The 12,943-nt window shown below is 71.7% G+C and carries 8 protein-coding genes; 4 read left to right on the top strand and 4 right to left on the bottom strand.

The genetic code is table 11. The features are described 5' to 3' along the window. The first annotated feature begins 60 nt into the window (after positions 1–60). Positions 61–6,306 carry a hybrid sensor histidine kinase/response regulator gene (locus KF708C_RS03325; RefSeq protein ID WP_059410736.1) on the top strand — a complete coding sequence of 2,082 codons (6,246 nt, stop codon included), beginning with the start codon at positions 61–63 and terminating at the stop codon, positions 6,304–6,306. Positions 6,307–6,403: 97 nt separating this feature from the next. On the opposite strand, the gene KF708C_RS03330 is transcribed toward KF708C_RS03325, so the two are convergent. The 3 genes from KF708C_RS03330 to KF708C_RS03340 form a co-directional block, all read right to left on the bottom strand. Further along, on the bottom strand, positions 6,404–7,708 hold the full coding sequence (locus KF708C_RS03330; RefSeq protein WP_020204545.1) for an MFS transporter: 1,305 nt from the start codon (positions 7,706–7,708) through the stop codon (positions 6,404–6,406). 95 nt (positions 7,709–7,803) lie between these two features. Then, positions 7,804–8,046 carry a hypothetical protein gene (locus KF708C_RS03335; RefSeq protein WP_020204546.1) on the bottom strand — a complete coding sequence of 81 codons (243 nt, stop codon included), beginning with the start codon at positions 8,044–8,046 and terminating at the stop codon, positions 7,804–7,806. Continuing rightward, on the bottom strand, positions 8,039–9,475 hold the full coding sequence (locus KF708C_RS03340) for an aldehyde dehydrogenase family protein (protein ID WP_059410737.1): 1,437 nt from the start codon (positions 9,473–9,475) through the stop codon (positions 8,039–8,041). The genes KF708C_RS03335 and KF708C_RS03340 overlap by 8 nt, the downstream gene beginning before the upstream one ends. Positions 9,476–9,711: 236 nt before the next feature. On the opposite strand from KF708C_RS03340, the gene ppa reads away from it, so the two are divergent. Then, complete coding sequence (gene ppa, locus KF708C_RS03345) at positions 9,712–10,239, top strand: inorganic diphosphatase (RefSeq protein ID WP_017228479.1); 528 nt, start codon at positions 9,712–9,714, stop codon at positions 10,237–10,239. 166 nt (positions 10,240–10,405) lie between these two features. Further along, entirely contained in the window at positions 10,406–10,984 is a 579-nt protein-coding gene (locus tag KF708C_RS03350) for a cytochrome b (protein WP_059410738.1), read from the top strand. 50 nt (positions 10,985–11,034) lie between these two features. On the opposite strand, the gene KF708C_RS03355 is transcribed toward KF708C_RS03350, so the two are convergent. Further along, on the bottom strand, positions 11,035–12,309 hold the full coding sequence (locus tag KF708C_RS03355) for a GNAT family N-acetyltransferase (protein WP_029043932.1): 1,275 nt from the start codon (positions 12,307–12,309) through the stop codon (positions 11,035–11,037). Between the two features lie 211 nt (positions 12,310–12,520). Between KF708C_RS03355 and glnK the strand changes: the two genes are divergently transcribed. Beyond that, complete coding sequence (gene glnK, locus KF708C_RS03360) at positions 12,521–12,859, top strand: P-II family nitrogen regulator (RefSeq protein WP_006162803.1); 339 nt, start codon at positions 12,521–12,523, stop codon at positions 12,857–12,859. Positions 12,860–12,943 lie beyond the last annotated feature (84 nt).

Genomic DNA, 12,943 nt, shown 5'->3' on the forward strand with positions numbered 1-12,943 from the left:
AGCCACGGCCGCCGCGCGCCACGGACCGGCGCCACCGCATTGGACGCATTGGATGCAGTCATGTCATTGAATTTCCCCGCCTCGCACGAGCCCGCCGGCGCCGGTCCGGCCGCGCCGGACGTGCCGGCACCGGCGGCCCAGCGCGCCGCCGGCACCACGCACGCCGCCGAAGCCGCCGGCAGCCCGGTGTCGCGCGACCTTTCCATGCTGGCATGGCTGGCGCCGAGCCTGCGCGCGGCGCTCGACGATGCCGCCGCCGAACTGGGCCACTACGTCGATGAGGTGCAGCAGGCGCCCGAGGCGCTCGGCGCGCGCGACACCACCTCGCTGCGCCTGGCCGGCCAGCACCTGCACCAGGCCGCCGGCGCCGTGCACATCGTCGGCCTGCGCGGCGTGGACCCGTACTGCCAGGTGCTGCGCCGCCTGCTCGACGCCATCGACGCCGGCACCGTGCCGGCCGACGCGCAGACGCTGGGCGTGTTCCGCCTCGGCGTGCAGGCGCTGGCCGAGTACGTCGACGACCTGATGGCCGGCGACGACGAAGACCCGGTGCGCCTGTTCCGCTCCTATGCCGACGTGCTCGGCCGCCTCGGCGAAGACCGCGTGCATCCGGCCGACCTGTGGGTCGACGAGCTGCAGATGCTGCCCGGCATCCTGCTGCCCATGCGCATGGCCGCCTCGGTCACGCGCGCGCGCCAGCGCTTCGAGGCCGCGCTGCTCAAGGCGCTGCGCCTGCCGGTGCCGTGCCACGACGGGAGCCTGCTGCGCGAGGCCTACCTGCCGCTGGAGTCCGCGCTCGAAGACGTGCGCGCCAGCGAGCAGGAGTTGCGCCGCGCCACCGACCACCCCGACCGCGGCGTGTGGCACGTGCTGGCGCTGGTGTTCGGCGCGCTGGCCCACGGCCTGCTGCCCTCCGACCTGCTCGCCAAGCGCCTGGCGGCGCGGGCCCACCTGCTGCTGCGGCAGTACCTGCAAGGCCAGGTGCGCGTGCCGCAGGCGCTGCTCAACGACGCCGTCTACCTGCTGGTCACGACCACCGGCGCCGGCGCGGCCGCGTCCGCCGGCGAGGCCGAAAGCCAGCCGGTGCTGGCGCTGCGTTCGGCCATCCGCGAATGCCTGCAGGCGTTCCGCATCGACGCCGCGCACGGCGTGGCGCGCGCCGATTTCCGCGTGCGCTACTACGGCTGGCTCGACCCGATCGACACGCGCAACCTGCAGCAGGCCGCCGCCGCGCTCGAGCGCGCCGCCGCCGACCCGCAGCATGGCGACTGGCAGGGCGCGCTCGCGGCGCTGGCCGAAGCCGCGCAGCCGCTGGCCCAGCCCGCCTTGCTGCGCTGCCTGGACGCCGCCGCGCAGCCCGCCGTGCTGGCCGGCGGTGCGCGGCGGGAGGGCGTGCAGCAGGAAGGCGCCGAAGGCGAGGACATCGGCATCGGCGCCGTCGCGCTGTTCCTCGGCCGCGCGCTGGCGCTGCCGTGGCGCGTGCATGGCAACACCGGCCACGCCGCGGCCGCCGGTTTCGCGCAGCGCTGCGACGAACTGGCCGCCTACCTGGGCGAGCGCCAGCGGGGCAACGCCGCGGCGCCCGCGCCGCGCTGGCTGGCGCAGATGGTGGAGCAGGCGCGCGCGCAGCGCCTGCGCGAGGCCGCCGTGGCGCAGCTGCGCGGCCATCTCGACAGCGGCGAATCCTGGCTCGACGCGTACGACCGCGACGCGGCCCGCCCCGAATCCGGCGCCCACCTGCGCGATGCGCAGCGCGCGTTCGTCGCGCTGGGCGCCACGCTGGAACAATTGCAGGACGCCGGCGCGCTGCCGGAGACGCTGCGCGCCGAGGCGCTCACCGTGGCCGCGGCGCTGCAGCGCGTGGCGCAGTCGCTCGGCCTGCTGGCCGGCGCGCGCGCCACGCCGGATGCTGTGCCGGACGCCGCCGCCGAGCGCGCCGGCTGGCTGGCCGCGATCGCCGGCGAGCTCGGCGCGGTGCATGCGTTCATCGACGCGCTCGCGTTCGGCCGCCGCGCCGCCGCCGACGCGCCGGATGGCGCGGAATACGATGCGGCCGGCCACGCCGCGGCGGAAGGCGGCGCGGTGTCCCACGCGGCCCTGCTCGCCAACGCGCGCGCGGCCGCCAGCGAGGTGGTGCGCCACCCGGCCGCCGCCGACGCGCCCGAGGTCAAGGCGCTGCGCGCCGCGCTGCAGGCGCTCAACGAGCAGGCGGCCATCGACGACGACGCCGGCCTGCGGCGCCAGGCCGACGAAGCCACCACCCAGCTCAATGCCTGGCTGGCCGGCTCGCAGGGCGCGGCCGAGCGCCTGGTGGTGGCGCTGGCGGACGCGCTGCCGGCCAATGTGGCGAGCGCGCCCGCCGCCGCGCCGGCGCCGCCGGCTGCCGCGGACAGCGCCGCCATCGATGCCGAGCTGCTCGACATCTTCCTCACCGAGGCCGACGAAGTGCTGGGCGAGGTCGCCAGCGACCTGCGCGCCGGCCTTGCTGCGCTCGGCGACGCCGATACCGTCAGCCGCCTGCGGCGCGCCTTCCATACGCTCAAGGGATCGAGCCGCATGGTCGGGCTGCACCGCTACGGCGAGGCGGCCTGGGCCATCGAACAGGTGATGAACCTGTGGATCGCCGAGGCGCGCGGGCCGTCGCAGGCGGTGGTCGACCTGCTGCTGCGCGCGCACGGCGAGCTGGCCGCGTGGGTGACGGCGCTGCAGGTCGATCCGCTGGCCACGCACGACACCGCCGGCCTGCTGGCCGCGGCGCAGGCGGTGCGTGCCGGCGAGGAGGCTGCCGCTGCTGCTGCCGATGTCGCCGCCGCCGCGCCGGTGGAAGACCCGGCCGCGTTCGCGGCGCCGGCCTTCGAGGACGGGCTCGCGCTGCTCGACGCGGACGGCCAGCCGGGCGGCGAGAGCGGCGTGGCCGCCGGACTCGCGGGCGAACTCATGGCCGAATTCGTTCCGGGGTCCGAATTTGGGACCGGAAATGGGGTCGAAGCCGGGACCGAAACCGGGACCGAAACCGGGACCGAAACCGGGACCGAAACCGGGACCGAAACCGGGACCGGACCGGCAGCGCAACCCGCCGACCAGGCAACCGGCCTGACCGCCGACGACGAAGCCGCGGCCGACGCCAAGGTCATCCCGTTCCGCTTCGCCAGCACGCCCGCCGAGCAGAACGACCATTTCAAGGTGATCGGCCCGGTCCGCATCAGCCTGCCGCTCTACAACGTCTACCTGCAGGAAGCCGACGATCTGGTGCGCCAGTTCGCCACCGACGTCTCCGAATGGCGCCACGAAGGGCGCCCGTGCCCGAGCGAGCTGGCGCTGCGCGTCGCGCATACGCTGCAGGGCAGCGCCTCCACCGTGGGCCTGGAGCCGGTGCGCGCGATCGCCGAGGCGCTCGAGCGCCTGATGCTGCAACTGGGCACGCATCCGGTGGCCATGCACCCCGGCGATTTCCGCCTGCTCGAACAGGCGGTCGAGCGCGTGCGCGGCATGCTGCACCAGTTCGCCGCCGGCATCTGGCCGGATGCCGACGACGCGCTGTGCCGCAGCCTGGCCGAGCTGGGCGAGCGCGCCATGGTGCGCCCGCGCCTGGCCGTGCCGGAATCGGCCGGCATGGCGCCGGAGGCGGAAGGCGCGCCGGTCGCGCTGCTGTTCGGCAAGCCATCGTCGCCATCATCACCGTCGTTTGCCGAGGCGCAGGACGGCGCGGCCGGGTTTGCCGCGGCCATCCCGCTCGTGCCCGAACCCGCTTCCGCGCACGCGACGGCGCCGCTGGCCGAGGCGGCCAACGAAAGCATCGCGCCGGACGGCGAGGCGCCGCTCGACCCCGCGCTGGTCGAGATCTTCCTCGAGGAAGCCCACGGCAGCCTGCCCGAGCTCGGCCGGCTGCTGCGCGGCTGGGAAGCCACCGCCGGCGACGGCCAGGATGCCCGCCACGCCGGCCTGATCCTGCGCGCCCTGCATACGCTCAAGGGCAGCGCGCGCATGGCCGGCGCGATGGCGCTGGGCCAGGCCGCGCACGAGATGGAGACGCTGCTCGACGCCGCCGTGCGCGGCGGGCGCGTCGACGCCGCGCTGTTCGCGCGCCTGTATGCCTGGTACGACCGCATCCTCGCGCATGGCGAGGCGCTGCAGGGCGGCCGCCTGCTGGCGGTGGACGACCCCGAGCTGATCAATGCCGGCGACGCGCAGGTTGGCGAGCCGGAAAGCGGCGTGGCGGCCGAGGTGCGGTCCGATGTGCAGTCCGATATGCGGACCGAAGCGCCGGCCCTGCCGCAGCTGCCGCAGGCCGGAGCGAGGCCGCTGCCGCCGGGCGCGGTGGGCGTGGGCATGCTGCAGCCCGCCACCGTGCCGGTGCCGGCCGAGACCGGCGAGCGCCTGCGCGCGCTGGTGCGCGTGCAGGCCCGCACGCTCGACACCCTCATCACCGACGCCGGCGAAGTCGGCGCCACGCGCGCGCGGCTGGAAAGCGAGCTCGACGCGCTGCGCAGCTATCTCGGCGAACTCAACGACAACGTGGCGCGCCTGCGCGGCCAGTTGCGCGAGATCGAGATCCAGGCCGAGTCGCAGATGGCGTCGCGCATCGCCGACGCCCAGCATTCGCAGGACTTCGATCCGCTCGAATTCGACCGCTTCACGCGCTTCCAGGAACTGACCCGCATGATGGCCGAGTCGGTCAACGACGTGGCCACGGTCGAGCAGAACCTGCAGCGCGGCTTCGACCGCGCCACCGGCGACCTCGACGCGCAGGCCCGCCTCACGCGCGGCCTGCAGCGCAGCCTGATGCAGGCGCGCATGGTGCAGTTCGACGCGCTGGCCGAGCGGCTCTACCGCGTGGCGCGCCAGGCCGCCAGCGAGACCGGCAAGGAAGTGCGGCTGCTCATCAAGGGCGGCACGGTGGAAGTCGACCGCTCGGTGCTGGACCGCATGGCCGGCCCGATCGAGCACCTGATCCGCAACGCGGTGGTGCACGGCATCGAGCCGGCCGAGGTCCGCCGCGCGGCGGGCAAGCCGGCCGCCGGCGCGCTCACGCTCGAGGTGCAACAGGAAGGCAACGAGGTGGTGCTGCATTTCGTCGACGACGGCGGCGGCCTGGACCTGGCGCGCATCCACGCGCGCGCCATCGAGCGCGAGCTGCTCTCGGCCGACGACGACGCCGGCGAGGCGCGCCTGACCGAGCTGATCTTCGCGCCCGGCTTCAGCACCGCCGAGTCGGTGTCCGAACTGGCCGGGCGCGGCGTCGGCATGGACGTGGTGCGCGCCGAGACCGTGGCGCTGGGCGGGCGCATCGCGCTGGCCACGCAGGCCGGGCAGGGCACCCGCTTCACCGTGCACCTGCCGCTGACCACCGCCATCACGCAGGTGCTGCTGGTCACGCTGGGCGGGCGCCAGTTCGCCATCCCCAGCGGCATGATCGACCAGGTCCAGCAACTGCGCTCGCAAGGCCTGCTCGAAGCCTACAACCGCGGCCGGCTCGACGCCGCCGGCGGCGAGGTGCCGTTCTACTACTTCGGCACGCTGCTGGAGGAAACGCCGGCCATCGCCGCGGGCCGCAAGTACTCGCCCGTGGTGGTGGTGCGCAGCGGCGCCGAACGCATCGCCGTGCACGTGGACGAAGTGATCGGCAACCGCGAAGTGGTGGTCAAGCACATCGGCCCCCACCTGGCGCGCCTCGAAGGCATCGCCGGCGCCACCACGCTCGGCGACGGCGAGATCGTGCTGATCTACAACCCGGTGGTGCTGGCGCAGCGCTTCGTGCGCGAGCGCGGCGAGCCGCCGCGCCTGCCGCTGCCGGGCCTGGAGCAGGCCGCGCAGCAGCCCGCGCTGGGCGCGGTGGCCGAACTGGGCCACGGCGGCGCCGCGCCGGTGGCTGGCCTGGGCACGCAGCCGACCATCATGGTGGTGGACGACTCGCTCACCGTGCGCAAGGTCTCGCACCGCCTGCTGACCCGCGCCGGCTACCAGGTGGTGCTGGCGCGCGACGGCGTGGACGCGCTGCGGCAACTGCAGGACGTGATGCCCGACGCCATGCTGGTCGACATCGAGATGCCGCACATGGATGGCTTCGACCTGACCCGCAACGTGCGCGGCGACAGCCGCACCGCCCACATGCCGCTGGTGATGATCACCTCGCGCACGGCGGAAAAACACCGCCGCTACGCCGCCGAGATCGGCGTCAACGTGTATCTGGGCAAGCCGTACAACGAGGATGAACTGCTGACCACGCTGCACCATCTGCTGGGCGAACGCGCCGCGGGCACCGCGGGCTCGGTGGCGCAGATGCTGGGAGACGATGCGGGGAATTGAGGCGGAGGCGGGCTAGCTCCGGCCCTCTCCCGCGAGCGGGAGAGGGGAGCACACCGGCGGAAACTGCATTCGCCGGCGGCCCGGTTTTTCCACTTGCCTACTTGTTCACCATCTTCGCCGGCACCGACAAGGTCAGCGCCGCGCCGGCCACCAGGCACGCGGCTAGCAGGTACATGCCCGAATCCGTGCTCTGCGTCAGGTCCTTGAGCCAGCCCACCGCGTAGGGGCTGATGAAGCCGGCCAGGTTGCCCAGCGAATTGATCAGCGCGATGCCGGCGGCCGCGCCGGTGCCGGCGAGGAACGCCGTGGGCAGGCTCCAGAACAGCGGCAGCGTGGTCAGGATGCCGATGGTGCCGAGCGTGAGCCCGAACAGCGCCAGCGCGGTGTTGCCGTGCCAGTGCACCGACAGCAGCAGCCCCGCCGCGCCCACCAGCGCGGGGATGGCGATGTGCCAGCGGCGCTCGCGGTTGCGGTCGGCGCTGTAGGCCACCAGGATCATGCCGATGACCGCGCAGCCGTAGGGGATGGCGGTGAGCAGGCCGATGTCGAGCGTGCTCTTGACGCCGGTCTGCTTGATGATGGTCGGCAGCCAGAAGCTGACGCCGTACAGGCCCATCACGAACGAGAAGTAGATCGCGCTCATCAGCCACACGCGCGGGCTGGTCAGCACCTGCCTCACCGGCGCGTCTTCCTTGTGCATGTCCTCGCTGGCGATGTTGCGCTGGAGCAGCGCCTTCTCGTCCTCGCCGAGCCATTTGGCGTGGGCGATGCGGTCGTCCAGGTAGGCCAGCACGATCAGCCCCACCACCACCGACGGCACGCCTTCGATCAGGAACATCCACTGCCAGCCGGACCAGCCGTTGTGGCCGTCGAAGGACTGCATCACCCAGCCCGAGAGCGGGCCGCCGATCACGCCCGAGAGCGCGATGGCGGTCATGAAGAAGGTGGTGGTGCGCCCGCGCCGGTGCGCCGGGTACCAGTAGGTCAGGTAGAGGATGATGCCGGGGAAGAAGCCGGCCTCGGCGATGCCGAGCAGGAAGCGCAGCACGTAGAACATGGTCGGCGTGGTGACGAACATCATCGCCGCCGAGATCAGGCCCCAGGTGATCATGATGCGCGCGATCCAGATGCGCGCGCCCACCTTGTGCAGGATCACGTTGCTCGGCACCTCGAACAGGAAGTAGCCGATGAAGAAGATGCCCGCGCCCAGCCCGTAGATGGTCTCGCTGAACTTGAGGTCGCTGAGCATCTGCAGCTTGGCGAAGCCGACGTTGACGCGGTCCAGGTAGGCCACCACGTAGCACAGCAGCAGGAAGGGCACGAGGCGCCAGCTCACCTTGCGGTAGGTGGCGTCCTCGAAGGCGGTGCCGGAGGCACCGGGGTGTACTGCGGTCGTAGTCATGCTGTCTCCTCTGGGATTTGCTCTCTCTGGTTGCACGATACCGCTGGATGTGGCGCCGCTCGGCGCGGCGCCGGGAAACTGTTCCGTGTCTTCTCCTAGTGGGCGAACGGGCCGCGCCCGCGCAGCGCGTTGGCCGTCATCATCAGCGCCAGCAGGAAGGGCAGCGCCACGTAGAGGCACCAGTGCACGCGGTCGCCCACGGCCTCGCCCCACTTGCGCTTGAAGACCTGCAGGCGCGGCATGCCGGAGGGATTGGTGGCGCGCTTGTTTCTGACGTGCCACGCCATCCAGAAAAAGAAGATGGCGAAGGCGACCGACAGGAAATTGATATTACCCATGTTGTATGGCGATGGTTTTCAGTGTGGTGAATCCGTACAGGGCCTCGAAGCCCTTCTCGCGGCCGTGGCCCGACTGGCCGGTGCCGCCGAACGGCAGCTCGACGCCGCCGCCGGCGCCATAGTTGTTGATGAAGACCTGGCCCGCGCGCAGCTTGCGCGCGAGGCGCAGCTGGCGCGCGCCGTCGCGCGTCCAGATGCCGGCCACCAGCCCGTAGGGCGTGCCGTTGGCCAGCGCGACGGCCTCGGCCTCGGTGTCGAACGGCGTGGCGGCCAGCAGCGGGCCGAACACCTCTTCCTGCGCCAGCCGGTGCGAGGGCGGCACGTCGCGGAACAGCATCGGCACCTGGTAGTAGCCGGCCTCGGGCGCCTCGGCCACGATCTGGCCCTGCGCCATCGCGACGATGCCGGCGTGCTGCGCGTCGGAGACGAAGTCCCACACGCGCTGCTGCTGCTTGCGGCTGATCAGCGGGCCGCATTCCAGGTCGAGCCCGGACGGCCCCACGCGCAGCGCTTCGAACACCGTGGCCAGGCGGTCCAGCACGGTGTCGTAGAGCGCGCGCTCGACCAGCACGCGGCTGCCGGCCGAGCAGGTCTGGCCGGCATTCTGCACGATGCCGTTGACGATGACCGGCACCAGCGCGTCGAGGTCGGCGTCGGCAAACACGACCTGGGGCGACTTGCCGCCCAGCTCCAGCGTCACCGGCACATGGTTCTCGGCCGCCATCTGCGCGACCTGCCTGCCGGTCTGGGGCGAGCCGGTAAACGAGATGTGGTTGATGCCGGGGTGGCGCGCCAGCGCGGCGCCGGCCTCGTGGCCATAGCCGGTGACGATGTTGAGCGCGCCTTCGGGCAGGCCGGCCCCGGCGGCCAGCTCGGCCACGCGCAGCAGCGACAGGCAGGCGTCCTCGGCCGGCTTGACCACGCAGGCGTTGCCGGCGGCCAGCGCCGCGCCCACGCTGCGCCCGAAGATCTGCAGCGGGTAGTTCCACGGGATGATGTGGCCGGTCACGCCGTGCGGCTCGCGCACCGTCAGCACGGTGTAGCCGGGCTGGTAGGGAATGGTCTGGCCGTGCAGCTTGTCGGCCGCGCCGGCGTAGAACTCGAAGTAGCGCGCCACCGCGCGCGCGTCGGCGGCGGCCTGGCGCAGCGGCTTGCCGGTGTCGCGCGCTTCCAGCGCGGCGAGCTCGGCCTCGTGCTCGATCAGCACCAGCGCCACGCGGTTGAGCAGGCGCGCGCGCTCGGCCGGCGCCATCGCGCCCCAGGCGCCTTCGGCGGCCTGGCGGGCGGCGTGGACGGCCACGTTGATGTCGACGGCGTTGCCGCGCGCGATCTCGGCGAAGGGCTCGCCGCTGGAGGGGTCGAAGACCTTGATGCGCATGCCGGAATCCGGCGCGATCAGGCGGTTGGCAACGAAATGCTGGGCATGCATTGATGGGGCTCCGGCTGGATGCGACCGCCGCCGCGCGGCTGGCGGTGCGCCTGTCGATGCGTGGTTCGGACAATTCAGCATTATCACCCAGCGCGCGCGGCCCGCAAGGCACGCGGCCCGGGCCGGCCGCCATGCGGTCCCGAAGGCGGTCCCCGGCCGGCAATCGTCAGGGCCGGGTCAGCTTCGAACCGCTATAATGCCCGCCATCCACAAACACAGGCATCTGGAGAACTCGCATGAGCTTCAACCTCGTCTCCCCGGGCAAGGACATCCCCAACGATTTCAACGTCATCATCGAGATCTCGGCCCAGAGCGATCCGGTGAAGTACGAAGCCGACAAGGAAACCGGCCTGCTCTTCGTCGACCGCTTCATCGGCACCGGCATGCGCTATCCGGCCAACTACGGCTTCATTCCCCAGACCCTGTCGGGCGACGGCGACCCCGTCGACGTGCTGGTGCTGTCGCCGTTCCCGATCCTGGCCGGCGCGGTGGTGCGCTGCCGCGCGCTGGGCATGCTGAAGATGACCGACGAATCCGGCGTGGATGCCAAGCTGGTGGCCGTGCCCCTGGACAAGCTGTCGCCGGCCACCGCCTTCATGAAGGGCCTGTCGGACGTGCCGCAGAACCTGCTGGACCAGATCAAGCACTTCTTCGAGAACTACAAGGCGCTCGAAGCCGGCAAGTGGGTCAAGGTCGAAGGCTGGGCCGGCATCGAGGAAGCCCACAAGGAAATCACCGACGGCGTGGCGAACTACAAGAAGTAAGCCGAACCCGCCTGTCGCCGGCGGCGCGCCCCCCGAAGCGGGGCGCGCCGCCGGACCCCGACCCGCCGCGGCGGGTTTTTTGTTGCCGCCGGATTGACCGAGACCAATGCCGGCGCCGCCGCGCGGGGTTAAGCTCCAGGCACATAGCACAAGGAGCCTCATCCCCATGAGCGCGATCTCCCCCGCGTATTCGTTCGACCGGCGCTATTCGGGCGCGGCCGTGTTTTTCCACTGGGCGGTGTTCCTGCTGGTCGCGGTGGCCTACGCGGCGATCGAGCTCAAGGGGTTCACCGCGCGCGGCGGCGCGGCCCGCATGGCCGCCATGACGGCGCACGAATGGGCCGGCATGCTGGTGCTGGCGCTGGCCGTCCCGCGCCTGCTGTGGCGGCTGCTGGGCGGCGCGCCGGCGCCCGAGCCCGGCCCGCGCTGGATGCGGCTGGCCGGCGCCGCCGCGCACGTGGCGCTGTACCTGTTCATCCTGGCGCAGCCGCTGCTGGGCCTGCTCACCGTCAACGCGGCCGGCCACCTGCTGGCGCTGCCGGTGCCGGGCCTGGAAGTGCCGGCGCTGGTCGCCCCGGACCCGGCCCTCAAGGACACGCTCAAGTCCATCCACGAAACCCTGGGCACGGCGTTCTATACGGTGATCGGGCTGCACGCGCTGGCGGCGCTGTTCCATCACTACATGCTCGGCGACGATACCCTGCGCAGCATGTGGCGGCGCCGGCGCAGCCGCATGGCCGGCTAGGCTTCGGCAGTCGGCCGGTTCCGGTTGGTTCTGCGGCTGGTCCCGGCCGGTCAGGCGCCGCCGTTGCCGGCGGTGCGCGCGAACGGCGTGCGGTCGTTGAGCTCGTCGAGGTAGGCGTCGATGCCCTGACGCTCGCGCTCCAGGAAGCGCTCCACCGCGTCGGCGAAGTCCGGGTGCGCCAGCCAGTGGGCCGAGCGCGTCGCCACCGGCAGGAAGCCGCGCGCCATCTTGTGCTCGCCCTGGGCGCCGCCCTCGAAGGTGCGGATGCCCTCGGCGATGCAGAATGCCAGCGGCTGGTAGTAGGCGGTCTCGAAATGCAGGCAGGGATGGTGTTCCAGCGCGCCCCAGTAGCGCCCGAACAGCGTGCTGCGGGCCGGGTCGGCGTCGTACACCACCAGCGAGGCGGCGATCGGCCTGCCTTCGCGCTCGGCCACCACCAGCAGCAGGTTTTCGGGCATCGCCGCGCCGATGCGCAGGAAGAAGTCCAGGTTCAGGTAGGGCGTGGAGTGATGTTCGCGGTAGGTCTGGCGGTAGCAGCGGTGGAAGAAGCGCCACGCTTCCTCGTCGATCTGCGGCCCGCGCAACTGGCGAAAGCCGATGCCTGCCTCCGCCACCCGGCGCCGCTCGGCGCGGATGTTCTTGCGCTTTTTCTGCGACAGCGTGGCCAGGAAGGCCTCGAAGCTCTCGTAGCCGGGGTTGGTCCAGTGGAACTGCACGCCATGCCGCATCAGCAGGCCGGCATCGTCCATCAGCGCGGCTTCGTGCTCGTCCGGGAACAATATGTGCAGCGAGGACAACCCGCTCTGCCCGGCCACCGCCAGCGCCGCCCGCAGCAGCAGCCGGCGCTCGTCCTCGCCGCGCGCCAGCAGGCGCGCGCCCTGCACCGGGGTGAACGGGATCGCGCACAGCAGCTTGGGGTAGTAGGGCAGGTGGTGCTGGGCGTAGGCGTCGGCCCAGGCCCAGTCGAACACGTATTCCCCGTAGGAATGTGACTTGGCGTACAGCGGCATGGCCGCGGCGAGGCGGTCGTCGCCGTCCTCGCGCGCCCACAGGGTCAGGTAGCGCGGGCTCCAGCCCGTGTCGTCGCAGGCGCTGCCGCTGGCGTGCAGGGCGTGCAGGAAGGCATGGCGCAGGAACGGCGTGGCGCCGGGCTGGGCGTCCACCAGGGCATCCCAGCGGTCCGCCGGGATCTCCGACAGATCCGAAACGATCTGCGTGCGATAATCCCCCGTCCGCCCGGGTTTCTGTCCGTCTTGTGCCGAAGCCGCCCCTGGCGCGTTTTCGGCGGGACGGTCCGGACCGGGCTTGCAAGATTCCGACTGCATTGCGCTTGATTCACTCACCGTTGGCTGCCGGCCGAGTCTACCGGAAACGCCGCGGTGCTGCAGCGCGGCAGACCGGGCTGGCCGCTGCCTGGCGAGGCGCCGGCGAGGGTCCGGCGGAAACCGGGTTTGCCGCGGTGCGGCAACCCACATCCCGCCGCCATGCCGCAGGGCTAGAATCTTTCACCAACCAATGAGAAGACAAGGGGCCGACATGAAGCAGATTACCGCCATCATCAAACCGTTCAAGCTGGACGAAGTGCGCGAGGCGCTGGCAGATGTGGGCGTCACCGGGCTGACGGTGACAGAGGTGAAGGGCTTTGGCCGCCAGAAGGGGCATACCGAGCTCTACCGCGGCGCCGAGTACGTGGTCGATTTCCTGCCCAAGATCAAGATCGAGGTGGTGGTGGCCGAGAACCAGCTCGACACCGTGCTGGACGCCATCGTCAAGGCCGCCCACACCGGCAAGATCGGCGACGGGAAGATTTTCGTGACCGAGATCGAGAGGGTGATTCGGATTCGGACCGGGGAGCAGGATGAGGCGGCGGTTTGAGAGGGAGTGAGTTGGGTTGGGCGGCTTTTGGTTTTTGCGCTTTGGCTTCAAAGTCAAAGGCTTTCGCTCCCCCGGAGCGACCTG

This window comes from Cupriavidus basilensis (assembly GCF_000876015.1).
In the GTDB taxonomy this organism is placed as follows: domain Bacteria; phylum Pseudomonadota; class Gammaproteobacteria; order Burkholderiales; family Burkholderiaceae; genus Cupriavidus; species Cupriavidus basilensis_B.